Origin of the sequence: Cardiobacterium hominis (genome assembly GCF_900637305.1) — a bacterium.
GTDB classification, from domain to species: Bacteria; Pseudomonadota; Gammaproteobacteria; order Cardiobacteriales; family Cardiobacteriaceae; genus Cardiobacterium; species Cardiobacterium hominis.
The window spans coordinates 1,768,339-1,790,198 of record NZ_LR134365.1 but is presented as its reverse complement, the minus strand read 5'-3'; the positions used below and the strand labels follow the sequence as shown (position 1 = coordinate 1,790,198).

Below are 21,860 nucleotides of genomic sequence, written 5' to 3'. Positions count from 1 at the left end.
GCGGATGGCGGTATTGTAAGGGAATGGGGGCGGTTTTTCAGTTGATAAGGGGCAATCACGGATGCAGGTTTTCTGATGGCCGTTACTGCGACAGGGACAATATTGTGCCCTGCTGCCCGGAACGAAAAAGCGGCGTATAATCCGCCGCCCTTTTAACTGGAGATGATAATGAACCGACGCAGTCTGCATCAGGATTTGCTGCATAGCGGCAAGTACCGTCAACAGGTCGTTAAGGCGAAGAAAGGCAAAGGCGCTTTTAGCCGTCACGACAAGCACAAAAAACACCGCCATGATGAATCAGGCGGTGTTTTTTTATGGGCGTAGCTGCGGTAGCGCTCAGCCATGCACCCAAATCAGCCGCGCCAGCAGGATGGCGGCGAGGACGATAACGCCGATATTGAGCTCGCGCCAGCGGCCGCAGATCAGTTTGACGAGGGTGTAGCTGATGAAGCCGAGGGTGATGCCGTCGGCGATGGAGTAGGTGAGCGGGATGGCAAGGAAGGTGATGGCGACGGGTGCGGCTTCGGTAATGTCGTGCCAGTCAATCTCGCCCACGGTGTACATCATCAGCACTGATACGTAGAGAATCGCGCCCGCGGTGGCGTAGCTTGGCACCATCCCGGCGAGCGGCGAGAAGAAGGTGGCAAGCAGGAACAGCACGCCGGTGACGACGGCCATCAGTCCGGTGCGCCCGCCCATGGCGACGCCGGAAGCGCTTTCGATGAAGCTGGTGGTGTTGGAGGTGCCGAGCATCGCGCCGACGACGGTCGCGCCGCTGTCCGCAAGCAAGGCTTTTTTCAGGTTGGGAATTTTGCCGTCTTTGACCAGTCCGCCACGTTCGGTAACGCCAATCAGCGTGCCGGCGGTGTCAAAGAGATCGACGAAGAAGAAGGCGAAGATGATGCTGAACATCGCCGGTTCCAGCGCACTTTTGAAATCAAGCTGCATGAAGGTTGGGGCGAGCGAGGGCGGCGCGGCGACGAGGCTTTCCGGCATGCTGTTGTGGCCAAACAGGATGCCCAGCACCGAGACGATCAGGATGGCGAGCATGACGCTGCCCGGCACGCGGTAATGAACAAAGGCGATGATGAGAAAGAGGCAGAGCGCGGTCATCAGCGGCGCGAAGGAGATGATGCTGCCCATCCGCACCAGGACGCCATCGGCATCGACGATGATGCCCGCGCTTTGCAGGGCGATGAAGGCGAGAAAACCGCCGATGCCGGCGGCGATGGATTTTTTCAGCGCATCGGGGATGGCGTTAATCAGCCATTCGCGGATGCGCAACAGGCTGACGATGATAAAGAGCACGCCGGAGAAGAAGACGCAGGCAAGCGCCGTCTGCCAGGTGTGACCGAGTTGCATGACGACGGTATAGGTGAAAAAGGCGTTCAGACCCATGCCCGGGGCGAGCGCGACCGGCAGGTTGGCATAAAAGCCCATAATGAACGAGCCGATGGCGGCGGCGATACAGGTGGCGACGAATACCGCGCCGTGATCCATGCCCGTTTTCGCCAGCACATTGGGATTGACGAAGATAATGTAGGCCATGGTGAGGAAGGTGGTGATGCCCGCCAGCACTTCGGTGCGAACCGTGGTGCCGTGCGCCTGCAACTTGAAGATTTTTTCGAGCATGGAAAATCCTGAAGGTGAGAAAGGGGCGCGTATTATAGCGAGATTACCGTTGCGCCATGCTTCCGACGCGCCGGAACGTCCACCATCGCCTGTATGACTTGCTTACGCATGACGAACGCAGTACATTCACCACACAAATCACGTAAGAGAAGCACAGCATGACCACTACAAACTACAACATCCGCCTCGAACAGGAATTGCGCGACCGCGCCTTCGCCGTTTTTGAACGCTACGGCCTGGCGCCTTCCCAGGCGATCAAGCTGTTTTTGAATCAGGTCGCCGATACCCAGAGCATACCGCTATCGTTCAACCACCACGCCGGACGCGCGGAACACATACCCAATGCGCTTACCCGACAAGCGCTGCTAGAAGCCAAGGCGGAGCAGGAAAACCCGACCGCCCAACGTTACACCCTGGAAGAAGCCTTGCAGCTCATGCGGGAAATCGCGGATGCCTGAGTTAAAAATCGTCTTTGGCAGCCAGTTCAAACGCGATTTAAAAAAGCAGTTTTTACTGCTTGCCACGGCAGAATGGGCGGAAATCCTTTATTGCCTGACCCGGCGTGCGGAACTACCCGCCAAATATTCTGATCATTTCCTTTCCGGCGATTGGGCAGGATTCAGGGAATGCCATATAAAACCTGATTTATTACTGATCTATAGCAATGCAGGTGACACATTGCAGCTCGTCCGCCTCGGCTCACATTCAGAACTGTTCGGCTAAATGCGCATCCGCCTGCCCACATTCATCACATAAAGACCATGCCCGACGCCCTCCTCTCCACCCTTGCCGACCTGCGCCCTTGGCCACTCGCCGCCCTTGCCCGCGCGCTTGCCTGCGACGAAAGCACCATCCGCGCCCAACTCGCCGAGCTACAAACGCGCGGCATCGTCCCCCTTGAGGAAACCGCCGCTGGCTGGCAAATACGCCCGGCGCTTGACCTGCTTGACGCCGCCTGGCTCGCCCGCGCCTGCTCGGCCGCCGCGGTACAAGTGCTGACCATCACCGATTCCACCAACAGCGCCCTCGCCCGGCAAAGCCCGCGTGAAAACGGCGACGCCATCCTTGCTGAATACCAAAGCGCCGGACGCGGCCGCCGCGGTCGCACCTGGCAGTCGCCCTTCGCCGGACAAATCATCCTCAGCATGAGCTGGCACTACCCCGAGCCGCACGACACCGCCGCACTCAGCATCGCGCTGGGCATCGCCGCTGCCGAAGCACTGCGTGCGGCGGACTACCCGGTACAACTCAAATGGCCGAACGACCTCTACCTGCACGGACGCAAACTGGGCGGCATCCTCCTCGAAACCGCCCTGAACAGCAGCGGCGCCCACACCATCGCCGGTATCGGCATCAACCTCTTGCCGCCGCCCAACCCCGGCCAGCCCGTAGCCAGCCTCAGCGAATGCGGCACTATCGCGCGCAACCCGCTGACCGCTGCGCTCATCAACCGCTGGCGCGAGGCCTTCGCCCGCCACCCCGCTGACCGCCCTGCCCTGCCCGCCCGCTGGCACGCGCTCGATACCTACGCCGACCGCGCCGTCTGCCTGCACCGCGCCCACGACACCCTCTGCGGCACCAACCGCGGCATAGACGAACAAGGCCGCCTGCTGCTTGAAACCGCTGACGGCATCAGCGCTTACAGCGAAGGCGAGACCCGCCTGCGGCCGCAACTGCTTTCCCCCCCAACACAGGAGCAACCATGATCGCCCTCGTTACCGGCGCGACCGCCGGATTCGGCACTGCCATCACCCGCCTGCTCATCGCCCGCGGGCACAAAGTCATCGCCACCGGCCGCCGTGCCGAACGCCTGCAGGCGCTGCACGCCGAACTCGGCGACGCCTGCCTGCCGCTCGCCTTTGACATCAGCGACGAAGCGGCAACCCTGGCGGCGCTGGCAAAACTCCCGCCCGCATGGCAAGAAATCGAGCTGCTGGTGAACAACGCCGGACTGGCGCTGGGCGCCGCGCCCTTCCCCGACTGCGAACTCGCCGACTGGAAACAAATGATCGCGACCAACGTCGGCGGCCTCGTCACCGTCACCTACGCCGTCCTCAAAGGCATGGTGGCGCGCAACCGCGGCCACATCATCAACCTCGGCTCCACCGCGGGCAGCTACCAGTACGCGGGCGGCAACATCTACGGCGCGACCAAAGCCTTCGTCAAACAATTCAGCCTCAACCTGCGCGCCGATCTGCTGGGCACCAACGTGCGCGTCTCCAACGTCGAGCCCGGCCTTTGCGGTGGCACCGAATTTTCCAACATCCGCTACCACGGCGATAACGCCAAAGCCGCCGCGCTATACGAAAACGTTGATTACCTGACGCCGGAAGACATCGCCGAAACCGTCCTTTGGATAGCCGAGCGCCCGGCGCATATGAACATCAACCGCATCGAAATCATGCCGGTGGCGCAAGCCTCCGGCGGTCTGGCGGTGAAAAAGAAAAACTGAAAAACGGAAAGAAAAAAGCGGGCAAAAAGCCCGCTTTTATTTTGCCATCATTCAAATATTTTCCGACAAGGCAAGCGTATCGTATGCAGGAATATGCGCCAGCGTTCCCGCAAGTTTTTCCCGCGTCTGTTCCGCATCATAATGGCTTTGCAAATTGAGCCAGCTTTGGGCATCTGTTTGAAAAAAAACCGCAAGGCGCAACGCGGTATCGGCGCTAATCGCACGCTTGCCCGCAATAATTTCATGAATACGCCGCGGCGGGACAGCAATGGCCTTTGCCAATGCCGTCTGACTAATGCCCAAAGGCTTCAACCAGTCTTCCAGCAATATTTCGCCGGGGTGAATCAGAGGAATCTCTCGTGTCATATTTTCTCCTCAATGATAATCAACAATTTCGACATGATTGGCATTGCCGTCTTCCCAACAAAAACAAATGTGCCATTGGTCGTTAATATGAATACTGTATTGTCCGGCACGATTCCCTTGCAGCGCTTCCAGCCGGTTTCCTGGCGGCACACGCAAGAATTGGAGATTGCTCGCCGCGTGTAATTGCTGCAATTTGCGCAATGCTATTCGCTCTATCGCAATAAAACGCCGCACCTGGCGTCCTCGAAAAAGCGCTTCAGTATCTTTGCAGGAGAAATTGCTAATCATACGATGATGATAGCGCGCTGTTTTTACCGCGACAAGCGCCGCTTCCTGCCTCGCCTTCTCCTGCGCCGCGCGGTAGAATGCGGGCGTTTCCTGTTGCGAGTTGCGTTATGAGTCTGTTTTTTTCGTTGTTCGTGCGTTGTTTTTGGCTGCCGCTGTTTGCGGCAGTGGTTTTGTCTGCCGGACGCCTGCCGCGGCAGCCGGGGCGCTGGTTCGCCTGGTTTGTCGGCGGGGGGCTGGCAGGAGCGGCGGCGGTGGCGTGGTTGCCCGAGTCGTCGGCGACGCTTTTTTGGTTTGCCGCCGTGCGCGGCGCGCTGCTCGTGCTGGCGCTGTTGTTATTGCTGACGCGGCGCGCGTTTGCCGTGGACGCGCTGTGGTTTGCCGCCGGCTTGCTTGGCGCCGCGCCGTTTTTTGCCGCTCCGGTGATGAGCGCGTTTTCGACGACGTCGGTGGTGAATACGTCTTTTATTTTGCATTTTGCGGCGGTGCTGGCGGCGGCGGGGCTGTCGGCGCTGCTCGCGCTGTGGTTCGTCGTGCTGCGCGCGCTGGTTTCGCGCCGCGTATGGCGCGCGCTGGTTGTGCTGGTCGTTTTCACTTGGCTGGCAGTTGCGGCGGTGTGGCTCGGCGCGGATATGGGGCTGGCGGCGGTGAAGCTGCAATGGCTGGAGATTTCCAGCACGCGCCTGCGCTGGTTGGCGCGGGCGGAGTTTGTCCGCGCCTGGTTTGGTTATGTGGCGCTTGTGGTGCTGGCCGTGGCAACGCTGGCGGCGCTTGCTTCCGGCTGGTTGCCGCGACGTAAACGCCTGGCGACGGCGCAGGTTGCTGCGGTTGAGCGCCGTTTGCTGATTGCCGAGGCGCGACGCGGGCGGCGTGCGGTGTGGCAGGGCGCGTTTGCCGTGGTTTTTGCCCTTGCCACCGCGCTTTTCTGGGATTTGGTGGCGTCCCGTCCGCCGGCGTTGTCGGCGGCGACGCCGGTCGAGCTTGCCGCCGATGATGTGGTGCATTTGCCGATTGACGATTTAAGGCTCAAGGACGGCGATTTGCACCGCTTCGCCTGGGTATCCGGCGAGGGCAAGGTGGTGCGCTTTTTTGTGATTGACCGCTTTCCCGGCGAGTGGTCGCCGGCGGTGGTGTTCGATGCCTGCCTGCTCTGCGGCGATACGGGTTATGCGATGCAGGGCGACCAGGTGGTGTGCATTGCCTGTGGCGTGCGTCTGTTCCGTCCCAATGTCGGCAAGAGTGGCGGCTGTAATCCGGTGCCGATTGAGGGCTGGTCGCAGACGGGCGGCGAGATTGTCGTGCCGCGCAAGTCGCTGGAAGCGGGGCTGAATTTTTTCAAGGCGGTGGTTGAGCTGGAGGTGGTTGACCCGGTCGATGGCAGCAGGGTGAAGAACACCACCGCGCCGCACCGCTACAGCTACGGCACGAAAACGTACTTTTTCCGCACCGAGGAAAATTATCAGCGTTTTGTCGATAAACCCGAAGATTTTGTGAAGGAGTAAAGCGATGTTTTGGCGGATGATTTTTCAGCTTTGGCGGCATGATTTGCCGCGCAAGTCGCTGGCGTTTTTGACGATTTTTTTGGCGTCCGCCCTGATTGCGGGCCTGCTCGCGGTGTCGGTGGATATTGGCGACAAGATGTCGCGCGAGTTGAAGTCCTACGGCGCCAATATTTTGATTGAACCGGCGGGCGGCGCGCTCCTGCCGGACGATGTCGCCGGGCAGCAGTATTTTTTGGACGAGAAGGTGCTGCCGTCGGTGATGGATATTTTTTGGCGCAACAACATCTACGGCTTCGCGCCGCTGCTTTCCGGGCGGCTGCGCGCCGATGGGGTGGAAGTCGCCGCGCTCGGCACGTTTTTCGATCACCCGCTGGACGTTGCCGATGAAACGAATTTCCACACCGGACAGAAGGCGGTCAGCCCGTTCTGGCAGGTCGCGGGCGACTGGCCGGACGACAGCGGCGCGCTGCCGGACGAATTCCCGCTGCTCGCCGGCGTCAAGCTCGCCAGCGAACAGGGCTGGCAGACGGGCAAGGTGTTGTCGCTCTCGTCCACCGCGCCGGACAGCCCGGTGCGGCGTGCGCGCATCGTCGGCATTCTCACCAGCGGCGCGGCGCAGGATGGGCAATTGGTACTGCCGCTGGCCGCATTGCAGGATTTGCTGGGGCTTTCGGGCAAAATCAGCGCAATTCAGGTCGCGGCGATGACCGTGCCGGAGAATGACCTCTCGCGCAAGGCGCACGAAAACCCCTCGGCGCTGGACGCCAAGCAGTACGACCAATGGTATTGCACCGCCTACGTTTCCACCATCGCGCATCAGTTGGAGGAAACCGTTTCCGGCTCGGTGGTGCGCCCGGTGTGGCAGGTGGCGGCGTCCGAAGGCGTCGTCATCGAGAAAATCCAGTTACTGCTGATTGTCTGTAGCATCGCCGCGCTGATTTCCGCCGGGATGGGCATTGCCTCACTCACCGGCAGCGGCATCATGGCGCGCGCCAAGGAAATCGGGCTGATGCGCGCGCTGGGCGCCAAACCGTGGCAAATCGCGCTGCTCTTTTACGCCGAATCGCTGCTGGTCGGCGCGCTTGGCGGCCTGCTCGGCTGCGCCGGTGGTGCGCTCATCGGCTGGGGTATCGGCGCGGCGCTCTTTGGCGCGGCGCTCGGCTTTACCTGGATTGTGGTGCCGGTGGTGGTCTTCGCCGCCGTCCTCATTGCGCTGATTGGCACCTGGTTCCCGGTGCGCAGCATCGCCCGCCAAATCCCGATTGAGGTGCTTTATGAACGCTAACAGTATGAAATGGCTACTGATTTTCAAGGCGCTGCGCCTCAAATGGCGGCGCACGCTGGTCATCGTCGCTGCCTTGTCCATCGGCGCGGCAATGGTGACGGCAATGGCGGCGGTGTACTTCGACATCAACGAAAAAATGAGCCGCGAGCTGCGCTCCTTCGGAGCCAACTTCTACCTCGGCGCGAAAAACGAAACGCCGTTTACCCTTGAGCAATACGAAACCATCATCGCTGCCATGCCGAAGGATTTGTACCACGCTTCCAGCCCCTACTTCTACGCGGTGGCGCGCAGCGAACGCGAACCCGTCGCGCTGGTTGGCGTTGATTTCCCGGCGCTGCCCGCGCTCGTACCTTACTGGCAGGTGCAGGGTGGCTGGGTCAGCGTCGCCTTTGACGACCGCAACACCATGCTCGGCAAGGCGCTCGCCGCGCAGCTGGAGCTGAACGTCGGCGACAACATCACCCTCGTCAAGAACAACGGCCAGAAAAAAAACTTCCGCATCAAGGGAATCATCGAAAGCGGCGACGCGATGGACAACGTCATGCTGCTCAACATCCGCGTCGCGCAGGACTGGCTTGGCGCCGCGGGCGGCATCAGCTACGCGCTGGCGAGTCTCGCCAACGACAACGACGCCGTCACCGCCTACGCAGAAACCCTCTCGCGCGAGTACCCGCAGCTGGACATCCACCCCATCCGCAAAGTCAGCGCCGCCGAAGGACAAATACTACACAAAATCAAAGGATTGATGGGCGTAGTCTGCATCGTTATCCTGCTGCTCTCCAGCCTGTGCGTGAACACCTCGCTCACCGCGATGACTCACGAACGCCGCCGCGAGTTCGCCCTGCAAAGCGCGCTCGGCGCCAGCCGCAAAGCCATCACCGCGCAGATGATTCGCGAAACCGCGCTGATGGCCGCCGTTGCCGTCGTCATCGGCATCGCGCTGGGACTCGTCCTCGCGCAAATCCTCGGCGAAGTCGTCTTCCACGCCAGCATCGCGCCGCGCCTGCCGGTCTTCCCGCTCGCCATCATCCTCTCCACCGCCGTCGCTGCCGCCGCTGTCGCCCTGCCGCTCAAGCGCGTCCTTGCCCTGCAAGCCGCCGACATCCTCAAAGGAGCCTGAACCCATGCAACCTGTCATCGAAACCGTCCACCTCTACAAACGCTTCGGCACCGTCACCGCGCTGGACGATGTGAACATCGCCGTCGCGCGCGGCGAATTCGTCGCCATCATGGGCTCCAGCGGCTCCGGCAAAACCACGCTGATGAACATCCTCTCCTGCCTCGACACGCCCACGGAAGGCAAAGTGCTCTTAAACGGCACCGACGCCGCCGCGCTCGACGAAGAAGCGCGCCGCGCCTTCCGCGCGCGCACCATCGGCCTCGTCTTCCAACAATTCCATCTCCTGCCCTACCTCACCGCCTGCGAAAACGTCATGCTGGCGCAGTACTACCACAGCGTGACCGACAAAGCGGCGGCGCTCGCCGCCCTCGAACGGGTCGGCCTCGCGCACCGCAGCGACCACCTGCCGAAGCAGCTTTCCGGCGGTGAACAGCAGCGCGTCTGCATCGCCCGCGCGCTCATCAACGAGCCGGAAATCCTCTTTGCCGACGAGCCCACCGGCAACCTTGACGCCGAAAACGAACAAACCGTGCTGCGCATCTTTGCCGAACTGCACGCGCAGAACCGCACCATCGTCATGGTGACGCACAACCCCGACCTCGGCGCCCAAACCGACCGCATCATTCGCCTGCAACACGGCAAGATTCAGGAGTGAGCTACCCTTAAAAAGCGGGCTTGCCAGATTTTGCAAGGGATTTCTCTTGCCATCCGACGTGAAAAAGCCCCCAAAAAAAGTCAGCGATGCTAGAATGTGCACGTTCCGTAATAAACGGTTCATCCTGAATCCACCAGTCTTAGCGAACACACGGAGTTCTCAATGAAAAACAGGAATTTACTGGCACTCGCCATTTTGTCCGGGATGCTTACCGCCTGCGGCGGCAGCGATGATGACAGCAACAACCCGGCTGATCCGAAAAACAATCCCCCGCCTCTACAAGGCCCCTCTCCCGGCCTGCAATACCAGCATCGTGTGGATCCCTTAGATACAGATGGTAGCCACGGTATTATTGATAGCAACGGCAATGGAAACAATAACGGCGGCAATAATAACAGTGGCAATAATAATGGCGGAACAAATCCTCCCGGAACCAACCCACCTGGCACAAATCCCCCCGGAACCAATCCCCCTGGAACGAATCCACCCGGCACCAATCCTCCCAATCCAAAATCTTACAATCAAATAGCGATTAAAGACAGTAATAACAACTATAAAACCATAGATTTATTGCCGTCTAACGTCCAGCCAGGTTCAAACCAAGGTACTAATAAAACTTATAAAAGCGAAGATAGCTCATATAAAAAGCTGATCGGTAACGATTTAAAATATGCCCTATACGGCGTCATTATAGATAAAACAGACGGCAATACCGCCCATGCCTTCTATAGAGACAGCCAAGACGAATCCACTCGTGGTGTTGTCTTACCGCAAAAAGAAGTCTTCTATCAAGGCCACGTCATACATTATGATGTTGCCAATAGAACCCTTGTGGAAGGAACGGCACTCTTTGATGTCAATTTCCCGAATCGTAAGATAGAAGGCGGTATTATTGCGGGTTCAGCCCGAATCCCTATATCTGCAACCATTTCAGGGGAAAGATTTAGCGGTTCTTCCAGCGATAATGTCACAGTAGAAGGACGCTTCTATGGACCGGAAGGACATGATATGTCTGGTATCTATGGCAAAGGAACCGGAGACAGAAAAGAATTTATTGGCTCATTTGGCGCTGTGCCACAATAAAACTACAGTTAACTGAGTGAAATTCATCTCAAACTGAAATATTACTTCTTGCCGAATAGGATTGAATACCCCGCATTCAATCCTATTATTTTATAAAAACTACAACAAACCATCCTCGAATTTCAGCAGACGAGGCGCGTCGCTGAAGATAGCGCGCGGTTGTACGGCACGGGTTTCCCATAAAAATGGTTTCGCCATTTTTATGGATGCTCGGTCGCCGACGCAACACCGTATGAGGCTTTCGAGGGGGCTATAAATAAATCATAAAGAAACCGCCCCGAAGGGCGGTTTTTTATGCGTGCATATTAAAGCGCTTCCACGGCGGGCGGTTTCGGTGGCATTTTCAGCGCCAGCCATTTCATATAGCCGCGCTCATCCAGCTCCTTAATCGTAATCTCATAGCCGTCCAAATCCAGTTTGTCGCCCGCAACCGGCACATCGCCGAAACGCTCGCGGAATAATTCCCCCAATGTGCGGTCCGCATCTTCCTCGCGCAAATTCAATTGGTGCGCTTTCGCCAATTCGCCAATGCGCACATAAGGTTTAACCTCAATCTCGCCATAAAATTCCTGCTCGCTTTCGCTTTGCTTGTTGCTGGCAAACTGCTCGGCAAATTCATTGCCGCGATCTTCCGGGAAAACATACCAGGCGACATCGCCCTTTCTCATCTGCGTATTCATGCCGACTTTCATAATCGCGCCATCACGAATCAAGGCAAAAAGGCGCGCATTGGCAAACTGCTTGAGGCGAGTCAGCGCATAAGGGTGGCTGCGCTCCGCCTTGGAATACTCGGCGACGCGGAAAGCCTGCAATTGCAGAGTCAGCTTTTCTGTCAGCCAGATTTCATCGCTGAAAAGCGGCTCCGGTTGCGGCGGCAAGACGACTTTCAATTTACGCGCCATAAAACCAATCGTCGTTCCCTGAATCAACAGCGAGACGATAACGACGGAAAAAATCACATCAAAAATCAGGCGGGAATTGGGAATGCCCTCCATCAGCGGCATCATCGCCAACGTAATCGGCACCGCGCCGCGCAAACCGACCCAGCTAATATAAGCCATTTCCCGTTTGCTGTATGGAAACCAAATGAGCGAACTGAAAACGGCAATGGGGCGGGCGACCAGAATCAGGCAACCGGCAATCACTATCGCATCAAAACCCTGCTCAAATAAACGGCTGGGCGTGACCAATAATCCCAATACAAGGAACATGGACGCCTGCGCTAACCAGGCAAGGCCATCCATGACATTTAGCAGCGGTTCATTGGCGCGGCTGCGTGAATTCCCGATGAGAATACCGGCGAGATAGGCGGCAAGAAAACCGCTGCCGCCAAAAAGATTGGTAAAGGCAAACAGCATCAAGCCGCCGGAAGCAATGAGCAGCGCATATAAGCCCTCTGCCAGAATAATGCGCTGCAATAGCCAGGCCAATCCCTTGCCCGCACCCCAACCGAATAACAAACCGAGCAGAAGTTGCTGCAACAGCATCACGATAAATGAAAACGCGCCGGCATTCTCCGGCTGATTCAGCATGGTAATCGTCGCCGTCACCAAAAAAATCGCCATCGGATCGTTCGCGCCGCTTTCCAATTCCAATGTAGAAAGAATACGCGAATTGAGGCGCACACCGCTACTGCGCAATAAAGAAAAAACGGCCGCGGCATCGGTCGAGCCGACAATCGCCGCCATTAAAAAGCCCAGGCGCCAATTCACATCAAAGAAATAAGTAGCGAATGCCCCCAAAACTAAAACCGTTGCCAACACGCCCCAACTGGCAAGCACCACCGCAGGCTTGAGCGAAATGCGAAAGCTGGCGGTACTGGTGCGCAGGCCGCCGTCAAGCAGGATGATGGCAAGCGCCAACTGTCCGACCATATTGGCGGCGAGGAAATTGCTGAACTGGATGCCGCCGATGCCTTCTTCGCCTGCCAGCATGCCCACGCCAAGAAACACGAGCAACAGCGGCATCCCCAGATGCGCCGAAAGCCGCGTGGCTACTATGCTGATAAAAAAGAGAAAGGCAAAAATCAGGAACATCAGGTTCATGCTTTCCATAAGCGGGTTTCCTTAGATAAAAAGTGGCGTTGCCCGTCATTGTAAGCGAAAAACCAGCCGCATCCGGCAGAAATTGTGCCGCTTTTCAGGATGTTCATCCCGCTATTTTGCCGTTTTCCACCAATCCCGTTGCGGCGGCGCGCGATAATCAAAAACTTCGCCGAGGTGCGGGGTGGCAACCTGCAAGGGTTTATTTTTGGCAGCCGCCATAAAGCGCTCAATCGGTTCGCGCCATTCATGTAATGCCAAATCATATTTCGCCCAATGAATGGGTAATACCATGCGGGCGCGCACATCCAGCGCTGCTTGAACCGATTGCTCCGATTGCATATGAATTTGCGCCCAACTGGAATTGTAAGCGCCATTTTCCATCAATACGACGTCGAAAGGCCCGAAGCGCTCTCCGATTTCGGCGAAATGTTTGTCATGACCGCTGTCACCATTAAAGAAAAGGGAAAAACCGGGCGACTTCACTACCCACGAGCCCCATAATGTCGTAAAGCGGTTATTGAAATTGCGCCCGCTAAAATAGCGGGCGGGTACAAGCATTATATTGACATCACCCAATGCGGCCGTTTCATACCAATCCATTTCGGTAATTTTGGCATCTGCAATGCCCCAACGTTGCAAATGCGCTTTGACGCCCAGCGGCACATAAAAATGTCCGGTTTTATCTTTTAGTTCCTGAATGGCGCGATAGTCAAGGTGGTCATAATGGTCATGAGAAATCAGCACAGCATCCAGCGGTGGAAAATCAGCAGGTAATGTTGGCTGTTTTTGTGCAAAAGGATTACCGCCAAACGGCAAAGGGGAAGCGCGATAAAAAACGGGGTCCAGCAGAAAACGTTTACCTGAAGTCTGAAACAATACTGTTGAATGCCCAAACCAGGCAATCGCGCCATCTTGCAATTTTTCTATTGCCAGTTTTTTACTGGGCAAAGGTTCAGCAGGTAATTTGCCTGCGGGCGGGAAGAAAAAACTGGCAAGGAATGTCGCCAGATTGCTATTGCGCGCGCTGTCGGTAGCAATCTCAGTCGGCTCCAGATTCTCAAAAATCTCGCCATTGAAATGCGGCGATGCCTGAATCCGCTTCAGACTTTCCGCATCAGGCTTGCCGCCCAAAACAGGATTGAAGCGGACGTAAGCAAAGCCCACGATAAGTAAAAGCAAGGCGATAATGATGAGCCACTTGCAGGTTTTAAAATAATAGTCATCTTTGGATATGGAGACGTGATAAAAAAAGAGATGCCGCCTGCGATACAGGCGGCTTTCTGGCGATAAAGTGGTTCAGGGCAAGGTTTCGTAATCTGCCGCGGCGACAGCTCGCAAAAATTTCGTTGTTCCGGTACGAACTCCCCCCGCTTTGTAGGCGCGCATTTTATCTGCTAAACCATTTCTGGTGGTTTTCATAGCGTGCTGTATTGCAAGTCTCCCGGATTGATGCGGCAAGCCCGTGCGCGTTTTCTCTTTAGAGCAAGCGGCGGCGGAAGTAGGTGATGACGATTTCGGCGATGACGACGACGGCGAAGATGGTCAGCAGGATGACGGCAACGCGGTCCCACTCGAAGAGGTCGATGGCCGAGTTCATGATCATGCCGATACCGCCCGCGCCGACCAGGCCGAGCACCGAGGATTCGCGCACGTTGATGTCCCAGCGCAGCAGCATGATTGACCAGAAGGCGGGTTTGACGGCGGGCCAGTAGCCGTAAAGGATTTGGCTGCTTTGGGTCGCGCCCGCTGCTTTCAGCGCTTCGATGGCGCCGCGTGGCACTTCTTCCAGCGCTTCACCGAGCAGTTTGCCGACAAAACCGACGGAGCGGCAGGCGATAGCGGCAGTACCCGCCAGCGGGCCGGGGCCGAAGACAGCGATAAAGAGCAGCGCCCAGACGAGCGAGTTCACGGAACGGCTGGCGACGAGCAGCGTCTTGGCAAGGAAATTCAGCCCCCGGTTGGGCGTGAGGTTGTGCGCGGCCAGGATGGAGAGCGGCAGGGCGGCGACGAGGGCGAAGATGGTGCCCAGTGTAGCGATGTGGAAGGTTTCCATCAGCGCCGTATGCACCGCGACGCGGTAGTAGGCGTAATCCGGTGGGAACATGCGCCGCACCATGTCGAGCATTTGTTCCGGCGCGTCCCAGAGAAATTCCCAGATGACGTTGATGTTACGCAAAGACAGCAGCACAGCGATGCCGATGCCCAGCCAGAAGGCGGTGCGGGCGAGTTTTTGCCCGAGGGTGTGCCGCTGCCACAGGCGTTCGGCAAGCGCGGGGTTGGGGGTGTTCATTTCAGACATTGAAGATCCGTTTTACCGCGTTGGCGGCCAGTTCGCCGAGGAGGACGACCGCGATGATGGTAAGCAATATGGCGAGGACAAAATCGTATTCGAAGCGCTGGAAGGCGGCGAAGAGGGTGCCGCCGATACCGCCGGCGCCGACGATGCCGACCATCGTCGAGTTGCGCAGGTTGGCGTCGAGCTGGTAGGTACAGAAGCCGACGAGGCGCGCCATCACTTGCGGCAGCACGCCATAGGTGACGACGGAGATGAAGGGGGCGCCGGTCGCGCGCACGGCCTCAATCTGCTTCATCGAAATTTCTTCGATGGTTTCCATGAATAGTTTGCCGACGAAGCCGATGGAGGCAACGATCAGCGCAAGGATACCGGCGAGCGGGCCGAAGCCGACCGCCTTGATGAAGATGATGGCGACGATGACCGGGTTGAAGGCGCGGCAGAAGGTAACGACGAAACGCGCCGGCCAGGTCGCCCAGGCGGGCATCAGGTTGCGCGCGCCGAGGATGGCGATAGGCAGGGAAAGCAGCACGCCGAAGAAGGTCGCCAGCACCGCGATTTGCAGGCTTTCCACCAGACCGGTGAGCAGTTGCTGCCAGTCTTTGAAGTTGGGCGGGAACATGCGCGCGAGGAAGCGGCCACCATTGTCGATACCCTTAATAAAGCGTTCGGCAGAGAAATCGAGCTGCCCCAGCGCGTAGAAGGCATAAATGACGAGTGCCAGCGCGAGCAGGCGCGCGCCCCAGGAGGTGTGGAAGGGGCGAACGTCGGCAGGCGGTGGCGCGTATGTGGGTTTGGCTGGCGCGTTCATTGCAACCAGTCCTTGCCGCCGTAAATCGTGTTCAGGTCGGCATCGGTCAGGTCGGCGGGAGGGCCGTCGAAGACAACTTTACCGCCCGTCATGCCGACGATGCGGTCGGCGTAGCGGCGCGCCAAATTGACATCGTGAATATTGACCAGCACCGGAATCTGGTTATCAATGCCCTGCGATTTGAGCAACTCCATGATTTCCACCGAAGTTTTCGGGTCAAGCGAGGAAGTCGGCTCGTCGGCGAGCAGGATTTCCGGACGCTGCATCAGGGCGCGGGCAATGCCGACGCGCTGCCGTTGCCCGCCGGAGAGACTGTCGGCGCGCTGATTGGCAAAAGCCGCCAGCCCGACAATGTCGAGCAGGCGGTAAGCGTAGGCAATATCTTCAGCGGGGAAGCGGCGCAGCCAGGCGTTGAGCGGCGATACATAGCCCAAGCGGCCGGTGAGCAGGTTTTCCATGACGGACAGGCGTTCAACGAGGTTATATTCCTGAAAGACCATGCCGATGCGCCGCCGTGCTTCGCGCAGCGCGCGCCCTCTTATATGGGAAAGCTCTTCCCCCTTGAAGAGGATCGAGCCGTCGCTGGGTTCGATCAGGCGGTTGATGATGCGGATCAGCGTCGATTTCCCCGTCCCGGAAGGGCCGATAATCGCCGTCAGGCCGCTGCCCGCAAACGTCAGGTCGATGCCTTTCAGCACCGGCGCACCGGGCTTGTAGGCCTTGGTCAGGCCGCTGATTTGCAACACGGCGCTCATAGTTCTACCCGTTTATTCATAATCCCGTCCGTTTATCGCTTATTTCTTCTTGGCGTTTTCGGCTTCATAGCCGCTGCGGCTCAGGCTCTGCCCGGCGGCAATGGCAACCTTGCGCACCAATTCCCAGTCTTTCTGATAATTGGCGGGGAGGAAGCGATCGCCGCCCAAGCCTTTCGCCATTTCCGGCGGAATGCGGTACTCAAAGAAACACTCTTTGATTTTTTCCACCAGTTTCGGATCCAGATCGTGCGCATAAGCATAGGCATCGGTCGGGAAAAGCTCGCTGGTGTAGAGGACATTGAAATCATCAGCACCGACCACGCCGCGTTCCGTCATGTGTTGCAGCACGTCGCTCGCGACCGGGGCAGCGTCATAGTCGCCGGATTTCACGCCGAGAATGGACTGGTCGTGTTTGCCGGAATAGACCACCTTGTAATCCTTGTCCGGCGTGAGGCCGAGCTCTGAAAACAGGGCGCGCGGCGCAAGGTTGCCAGTGTTGGAAGAAGGCGAAGTGTGCGCGATGCGCTTGCCTTTCAGATCAGCCAGCGCTTTATAGGGGCTGTCTTTGCGCACAATCATCTTGATGGCGGCGCCTTCCGGGCCATTTTCCGTGCCACGGATGGCAAACGGCACGGCACCGGCGATATTGACCGCGAAATTGGTCGGGCCCGTGGAAAACGCGGCGATGTGCAGGCGACCAGAACGCATCGCCTCAATTTCTGCCGAGTTTGACTGTACGGCGAAGAACACCGTCTTGCGTCCCACACATTGCGACAAATGACCCATGAACGGCTGGAAGAGCTTTTCATAAACGGTCGGATCCTCCACCGGCGTGAAAGCAAAAATCAGCGTCTTCGGATCGCGGAATTTCTTCGGATCAGATGGCGGGTCGGCGACCATATCCTTGTCGGCATCGCAATAAATCGCATCGAGATCGCCACGGTGCGGACAGGCGTCTTCTTCTGCCAGCGCGGCGCTGGAAAAAGCCAGCCCTGCAGTCGCTAACAGGCTGAGACGGAAAATCGGCATAACACTTTGCTTGGCATGAGATTGCATCATGTGCTCCATTTTTATTTTGGGGATAGGCAAACCTTCAGGACAAAAAAGCTGTTGATTCCTGCAAGGGGATAACCGTCTGAAAAACAAACGGTAGCGTCGAAACATGAGCATTCACCAGCGGCAAATTAACATATTCCAACGCCATATGCACATTATAGTCACAGATAATTGCAGAAATAAAGCGGGGAATTCACAGCACTGCAGCTGGCGGCGACGTCGGTTTGTACGCAGTGGTCGTGACTGAACTGATGCCGAGTTCGTCGGCGAGCTGCTGCAGGCGGTCGAGGCGGCGCGCGCCGAGGATGACGTGCGCGCCGTTTTGCACAAGGTGGCGTGCGGTTTCGGCACCGAGGCCGGAGGAGGCGCCGGTGATGATGACGGTTTTGTTGGCGATGTTTTCCATGGGGGTTCCTTGGGGTTTGTGGGTTGGGGCGCGCAGTGTAGGCGGTGCGCACGGGTTTGTTTAGCCCGGCGGCGGTTCAAGGTGTTTTGCCCGGCGCGACATAATCGCCGCGGATGATGGCCGAGTTAAGATAAAGGCCGTCTGAAAAAAGCGTAGGTCGGGCATTGATGCCCGACGATAACGGTTTAGAATGCTTTGTCGGACATCAATGTCCAACCTACAAGCTCAAATTAGGAGGAGACCATGAACCCAAAAGTAAAAAATCTGCTGAATGATTGGCAAATTAGTAATCCTGCCTTGTATGAAATCGCCAATAGTGTGCGCACGAAAATAGGGCAACTGGCAGATACAGTAGGCGAAGAAGTGAAATATGGCGGTATTTTGTTTGCTGCACCCGAACCGTTTTGCGGCATTTTTGTTTATAAGCACCATGTAACTGTGGAATTTGGTCATGGTGCCGAGATGGCAGACCCGCACGGTTTATTGGAAGGCAAAGGTAAAGGCCGTCGTCATTTGAAATTACATACGCTTGAAGATATAGAAAATAAGCATTTGACGGATTACTTACGATTGGCGCAAAAAGCAGCAGAATAAAATGCAGTCTAAAAGAGCAAGCTGTAGGTCGGATTATTGAATCTGGCATCCGAATACCGAAAGTTTCAGTCGGGCGAATCGGTGCTGAGCGCTTGCCCGAACCGTATATTCGTTCCTGATTCCAATCGCGCGCCTGACGGCGCATTTCTTTCAATGTTCAGAAAAGGAGCAAATTATGCTGAAAAAACTGTGGTGTAACATGATGGTTGCGGACGTCAACAAGGCCATCGAATTCTATGCCGACGTGCTGGGCTTCCAGCATGTGATGAGTGTTCCGATGGGGGCCGAGGAAGTTCTCTTCCAGCATGATCGCAACAAGGTTCTGGTCTACGCACTGATCAAGAACGGCGATATCGAGCTTATGTTGCAGGAGCAAAAGAGCCTGCGCGAGAACATCCCCGCCTTTGCGGATTCCGCCGACATCAGCAGCAGTGCCGTGCTGTATTTCGAGGTCGACGATTTGGAAACGCTCGCTGCTCGACTGAAGACGCAATGTGAAGTTGTACGCGACTTGCACGATACCTTCTACGGCATGAAGGAGTTCTACGTTAAGGATCTCAACGGATACGTGCTTGGGTTCGCGCAACCCGCAGCGCGTTGAAGCGCTCGCATGTTCTATGATGTCTCTCTTTGTCGAAGCTAGGGGCTGTTTGCGATTCAGCGAGTGAGGTGAGGGCAGGGATAAGCATCGCGTAGCAACACGCCCCAAACGAAATTCTCGGCAAATATACATACAGGGTAGCGACTATCGTGTATGTAAATGGATGAGAGCGTTTTGTCGCGCGGCGGGTTGTTTGCTGCCCCCACCCCGGTTTTCTACCCTCCCCCACCGGGAGAGGGTGCATATCGGCGGGTTTTACAGCGTCGCCATGTCGATGACGAAGCGGTATTTGACGTCGCTTTTCAGCATGCGTTCGTAGGCGGCGTTGATGTCTGCCATGTTGATGAGTTCAACGTCGGCGGTGATGTTGTGTTTGCCGCAGAAATCCAGCATTTCTTGTGTTTCCGCGATGCCGCCGATGAGCGAACCGGCGACGGTGCGGCGTTGCATGACGAGCGGCACGGTGTTGAGCGCCGTTTCGGTTTGCCCGATCAGGCCGACGAAGACCAGCGTGCCGTCCAGCTTCAGCGTCGGCAGGTAGGGATTGGCGTCGTGCGTGTAAGGTACGGTGTCAATGATGAGGTCGAACTGGTTGGCGGCGGCCTGCATCTGTGCGCTATCGCCGGAGTGGATGATGCGGTCGGCACCGAGGCGGCGCGCGTCGTCGGCCTTGTGCAGCGAGCGGGTAAAGAGCGCGACTTCCGCGCCAAGCGCGTGCGCCAGTTTGATCGCCATGTGGCCGAGGCCGCCGAGGCCAACCACGCCAACGCGGCTGCCCGCGCCGATGTTCCAGTGGCGCAGCGGCGACCAGGTGGTGATGCCGGCGCAGAGCAGTGGTGGCACGGCTTTGATGTCGAGGTTTTCCGGCACTTTCAGGACGAAAGCCTCGCTGACGGTGATGCTTTGCGCGTAGCCGCCGTAGGTGGGCTGGCCATCGTGGCGGTCGTGGCTGTTATAGGTAAAAGTCGCGCCGCGCTCGCAGTATTGCTCCAGATGATGCTGGCAGGGCGCGCACTCGCGGCAACTATCGACCATGCAGCCGACGCCGACGAGGTCGCCGGGGCGGAATTTCTGCACGGCGCTGCCGACGCTGCGCACGCGGCCGACAATTTCATGGCCGGGGACGACGGGATAAATCGTGCCGCCCCAGTCGTTGCGGGCGGTGTGTAGGTCGCTGTGACAGACGCCGGTGTAGAGAATGTCAATGACGACGTCATCGGCGCGCGGGTCACGGTACTGGAAAGTAAACGGCGCAAGCGGGCTGGTGGCAGATGCGGCGGCGTAGGCGCGGACGGTTTGGCTCATGGATAGCTCCTTAGTGGTGGTTGGGGGAGGCGGCAGTATAAGCGATGCCCTCCGGTGCACTCGTACCCCATAACGGCGCCCGCGCGGCAATCCGCTACAATCGCCCCAACCCACCGGAGCGCCCCATGTCCCACATACACCACCATCACAAATCCGTCCTCAAACGCGCCTTGCTGCTCATCGCCGCCTTCATGCTGGTCGAAATCGCCGGCGGCCTGCTGACCAACAGCCTCGCCCTCCTTTCCGACGCCGGGCATATGCTTTCCGACGCCATTGCCCTCGCCCTCTCGCTCGCCGCCTTTCACTGGAGCGACCGCCCGACCACGCTCAAAAACACCTTCGGTTACCGCCGTGGCGAAATCATCGCCGCCGCGCTGAACGGGCTGACGCTCGCCGCCATCGTCCTCTGGATTGTCATCGAAGCCATCGGCCGCCTGCTGCATCCGCCGGAAGTCGCCTCGCTCGGCATGCTTGCCGTCGCCGTGACGGGTCTTGCGGTGAACATCCTCATCGCCGTGTGGATGCACCGTGGCAGCGACATCCACCACAACCTCAACATGAAAAGCGCCTACCTGCACGTCTTGGGCGACCTGCTCGGCTCGGTCGGCGCCATCCTCGCCGCGTTGCTAATGCTCGCCTTTGGCTGGCGCTGGGCCGACCCGCTGGTCAGCCTACTTATCGCCGCACTCATCGGCAAAAGCAGCGTCGGCGTGCTGAAAAGCGCGCTGCACATCCTGATGGAAGGCGCGCCCACGCACATCGACCACGAGCGCCTCCTCACCACCCTGCGCGCTGCCGACGGCGTCATCGCCGTACACGACCTGCACCTGTGGACGATTACCAGCGGCCTCAACGCGCTCTCCTGCCACATCGTCGTCGCCGGCGACCTGCGCGTGCACGACGCTGAACGCATCGTGCAGAAACTGGCGCACGAACTCGCGCAGCACGGCATCCAGCACAGCACCATCCAAACCGAAAGCGAAGCGCATGGCCACAGCGACAGCCTCGTCTGTGCCTGCGAGGCGGAAGACGCGCACGAGCATCACCACCACTGACCTCATTCCCGCCTAAAACGTGCGTGCTACACTCGCCGCCTGCTAACCAACCGGAGAACCCCATGCCCACCCGCAGACAAATCCTCATCCAGACCGCAGGCGCGGCTGCCCTGCTCACCTTGAGCGGCACCGCGCTTGCCGCCGCCAACGCCGTACAAAATGCCACCGCCATCACCCGCGTCTTTGGCGACGGCATGCGTCTCGTCGCTGTTGCCGTCGAATACCGCGAAGCGCTCAGCAGCGTCGATAAAAGCGCCTACCACGTCGCCGGGCGCCACATCCACCAACGCCTACCTTTTTGCAATTTGAATTACCCGCCCCTGCGAAGCGGGGGCGGGTCGGGGTTCCCATGAAAAAGGCGTCCGCCTTTTTCATGGGAACCCGGGGAGGGGGTGTAAAAAGTCGCGTAGCGACGGCATTCAAAATAAATTGCAAACAGCCCCTGGCGGCAAGCAGACTTATTCCCCCGCCTTCAACCGCACCAATGCCGCCTGCGCCTCACTATCGCCCGTCGCCGCCGCTTTTTCATACCAAGCGACGGCCGTCGCGCGGTTCGCGG

The 21,860-nt window shown here is 58.1% G+C and carries 24 protein-coding genes and 1 pseudogene; 14 read left to right on the top strand and 11 right to left on the bottom strand.

Annotation, left to right across the window (positions count from 1 at the left end):
- The first annotated feature begins 168 nt into the window (after positions 1–168).
- The gene (gene arfA / locus EL199_RS08735) at positions 169–324 is read left to right on the top strand and encodes an alternative ribosome rescue factor ArfA (protein WP_197719326.1); all 156 of its coding nucleotides are present in this window, start codon (positions 169–171) and stop codon (positions 322–324) included.
- Between the two features lie 12 nt (positions 325–336).
- Here the strand turns inward: arfA and EL199_RS08730 are convergent, their stop codons facing one another.
- A complete protein-coding gene (locus tag EL199_RS08730) occupies positions 337–1,632 on the bottom strand; it encodes an NCS2 family permease (RefSeq protein WP_004142227.1) in 1,296 nt (431 codons plus the stop codon).
- 158 nt (positions 1,633–1,790) lie between these two features.
- Here EL199_RS08730 and EL199_RS08725 point away from each other — a divergent pair, with 158 nt between their 5' ends.
- From EL199_RS08725 to EL199_RS08710, 4 genes are read left to right on the top strand one after another with little or no spacing between them, the layout of a single operon-like run.
- A complete protein-coding gene (locus EL199_RS08725; RefSeq protein WP_004142230.1) occupies positions 1,791–2,090 on the top strand; it encodes a type II toxin-antitoxin system RelB/DinJ family antitoxin in 300 nt (99 codons plus the stop codon).
- Positions 2,083–2,355 (top strand): type II toxin-antitoxin system YafQ family toxin, encoded by a 273-nt coding sequence (locus EL199_RS08720; protein ID WP_004142231.1) that lies wholly within the window; start codon positions 2,083–2,085, stop codon positions 2,353–2,355. The genes EL199_RS08725 and EL199_RS08720 overlap by 8 nt, the downstream gene beginning before the upstream one ends.
- 38 nt (positions 2,356–2,393) lie before the next feature.
- Positions 2,394–3,338, top strand: coding sequence for a biotin--[acetyl-CoA-carboxylase] ligase (locus EL199_RS08715; protein ID WP_126316058.1), 945 nt, complete (start codon positions 2,394–2,396; stop codon positions 3,336–3,338).
- On the top strand, positions 3,335–4,084 hold the full coding sequence (locus EL199_RS08710) for an SDR family NAD(P)-dependent oxidoreductase (protein WP_004142236.1): 750 nt from the start codon (positions 3,335–3,337) through the stop codon (positions 4,082–4,084). Before EL199_RS08715 ends, EL199_RS08710 begins: the two co-directional genes overlap by 4 nt.
- 51 nt (positions 4,085–4,135) lie before the next feature.
- Here EL199_RS08710 and EL199_RS08705 read toward each other — a convergent pair whose 3' ends face one another.
- Positions 4,136–4,450 carry a HigA family addiction module antitoxin gene (locus tag EL199_RS08705; protein WP_004142238.1) on the bottom strand — a complete coding sequence of 105 codons (315 nt, stop codon included), beginning with the start codon at positions 4,448–4,450 and terminating at the stop codon, positions 4,136–4,138.
- A gap of 9 nt (positions 4,451–4,459) precedes the next feature.
- Entirely contained in the window at positions 4,460–4,738 is a 279-nt protein-coding gene (locus EL199_RS08700) for a type II toxin-antitoxin system RelE/ParE family toxin (protein ID WP_081447840.1), read from the bottom strand.
- Positions 4,739–4,845: 107 nt separating this feature from the next.
- Here EL199_RS08700 and EL199_RS08695 point away from each other — a divergent pair, with 107 nt between their 5' ends.
- From EL199_RS08695 to EL199_RS08675, 5 genes are all read left to right on the top strand, one after another.
- Positions 4,846–6,237 (top strand): Fe-S-containing protein, encoded by a 1,392-nt coding sequence (locus tag EL199_RS08695; protein WP_004142244.1) that lies wholly within the window; start codon positions 4,846–4,848, stop codon positions 6,235–6,237.
- Positions 6,238–6,241: 4 nt separating this feature from the next.
- Positions 6,242–7,522: an ABC transporter permease gene (locus tag EL199_RS08690; RefSeq protein WP_004142247.1), complete on the top strand. Its 1,281-nt coding sequence runs from the start codon at positions 6,242–6,244 to the stop codon at positions 7,520–7,522.
- Positions 7,512–8,642 (top strand): ABC transporter permease, encoded by a 1,131-nt coding sequence (locus EL199_RS08685; protein WP_004142249.1) that lies wholly within the window; start codon positions 7,512–7,514, stop codon positions 8,640–8,642. Before EL199_RS08690 ends, EL199_RS08685 begins: the two co-directional genes overlap by 11 nt.
- A gap of 4 nt (positions 8,643–8,646) precedes the next feature.
- Positions 8,647–9,297, top strand: a complete 651-nt coding sequence (locus EL199_RS08680) for an ABC transporter ATP-binding protein (protein ID WP_004142250.1) — start codon at positions 8,647–8,649, stop codon at positions 9,295–9,297.
- A 162-nt stretch (positions 9,298–9,459) separates the two neighbouring features.
- Entirely contained in the window at positions 9,460–10,380 is a 921-nt protein-coding gene (locus EL199_RS08675; protein WP_004142251.1) for a transferrin-binding protein-like solute binding protein, read from the top strand.
- Between the two features lie 305 nt (positions 10,381–10,685).
- Here the strand turns inward: EL199_RS08675 and EL199_RS08670 are convergent, their stop codons facing one another.
- From EL199_RS08670 to EL199_RS08640, 7 genes and pseudogenes are all read right to left on the bottom strand, one after another.
- Complete coding sequence (locus tag EL199_RS08670) at positions 10,686–12,434, bottom strand: potassium/proton antiporter (RefSeq protein WP_004142252.1); 1,749 nt, start codon at positions 12,432–12,434, stop codon at positions 10,686–10,688.
- A 102-nt stretch (positions 12,435–12,536) separates the two neighbouring features.
- Positions 12,537–13,604, bottom strand: coding sequence for an MBL fold metallo-hydrolase (locus EL199_RS08665; RefSeq protein ID WP_004142253.1), 1,068 nt, complete (start codon positions 13,602–13,604; stop codon positions 12,537–12,539).
- 298 nt (positions 13,605–13,902) lie between these two features.
- Entirely contained in the window at positions 13,903–14,724 is an 822-nt protein-coding gene (phnE, locus tag EL199_RS08660) for a phosphonate ABC transporter, permease protein PhnE (RefSeq protein ID WP_004142258.1), read from the bottom strand.
- Positions 14,717–15,529 (bottom strand): phosphonate ABC transporter, permease protein PhnE, encoded by an 813-nt coding sequence (phnE, locus tag EL199_RS08655; protein ID WP_004142259.1) that lies wholly within the window; start codon positions 15,527–15,529, stop codon positions 14,717–14,719. The genes phnE (EL199_RS08660) and phnE (EL199_RS08655) overlap by 8 nt, the downstream gene beginning before the upstream one ends.
- The gene (gene phnC / locus EL199_RS08650; protein ID WP_004142261.1) at positions 15,526–16,284 is read right to left on the bottom strand and encodes a phosphonate ABC transporter ATP-binding protein; all 759 of its coding nucleotides are present in this window, start codon (positions 16,282–16,284) and stop codon (positions 15,526–15,528) included. The genes phnE (EL199_RS08655) and phnC overlap by 4 nt, the downstream gene beginning before the upstream one ends.
- Before the next feature lie 39 nt (positions 16,285–16,323).
- On the bottom strand, positions 16,324–17,313 hold the full coding sequence (phnD, locus tag EL199_RS08645) for a phosphate/phosphite/phosphonate ABC transporter substrate-binding protein (RefSeq protein ID WP_040355608.1): 990 nt from the start codon (positions 17,311–17,313) through the stop codon (positions 16,324–16,326).
- A gap of 277 nt (positions 17,314–17,590) precedes the next feature.
- Positions 17,591–17,746, bottom strand: a pseudogene (locus EL199_RS08640) (SDR family NAD(P)-dependent oxidoreductase); the annotation flags it as partial.
- 243 nt (positions 17,747–17,989) lie between these two features.
- Here EL199_RS08640 and EL199_RS08635 point away from each other — a divergent pair.
- Both EL199_RS08635 and EL199_RS08630 read left to right on the top strand, forming a co-directional pair.
- Positions 17,990–18,340, top strand: coding sequence for a DUF1801 domain-containing protein (locus tag EL199_RS08635; RefSeq protein ID WP_004142267.1), 351 nt, complete (start codon positions 17,990–17,992; stop codon positions 18,338–18,340).
- A gap of 175 nt (positions 18,341–18,515) precedes the next feature.
- Positions 18,516–18,941: a VOC family protein gene (locus EL199_RS08630; protein WP_004142268.1), complete on the top strand. Its 426-nt coding sequence runs from the start codon at positions 18,516–18,518 to the stop codon at positions 18,939–18,941.
- Positions 18,942–19,196: 255 nt separating this feature from the next.
- Here EL199_RS08630 and EL199_RS08625 read toward each other — a convergent pair whose 3' ends face one another.
- The gene (locus tag EL199_RS08625; protein WP_004142271.1) at positions 19,197–20,246 is read right to left on the bottom strand and encodes an NAD(P)-dependent alcohol dehydrogenase; all 1,050 of its coding nucleotides are present in this window, start codon (positions 20,244–20,246) and stop codon (positions 19,197–19,199) included.
- 125 nt (positions 20,247–20,371) lie between these two features.
- Here EL199_RS08625 and EL199_RS08620 point away from each other — a divergent pair, with 125 nt between their 5' ends.
- Positions 20,372–21,301 carry a cation diffusion facilitator family transporter gene (locus tag EL199_RS08620; protein ID WP_004142273.1) on the top strand — a complete coding sequence of 310 codons (930 nt, stop codon included), beginning with the start codon at positions 20,372–20,374 and terminating at the stop codon, positions 21,299–21,301.
- Positions 21,302–21,363: 62 nt separating this feature from the next.
- A complete protein-coding gene (locus EL199_RS08615) occupies positions 21,364–21,654 on the top strand; it encodes a hypothetical protein (protein ID WP_004142275.1) in 291 nt (96 codons plus the stop codon).
- The last annotated feature ends 206 nt before the right edge of the window (positions 21,655–21,860 follow it).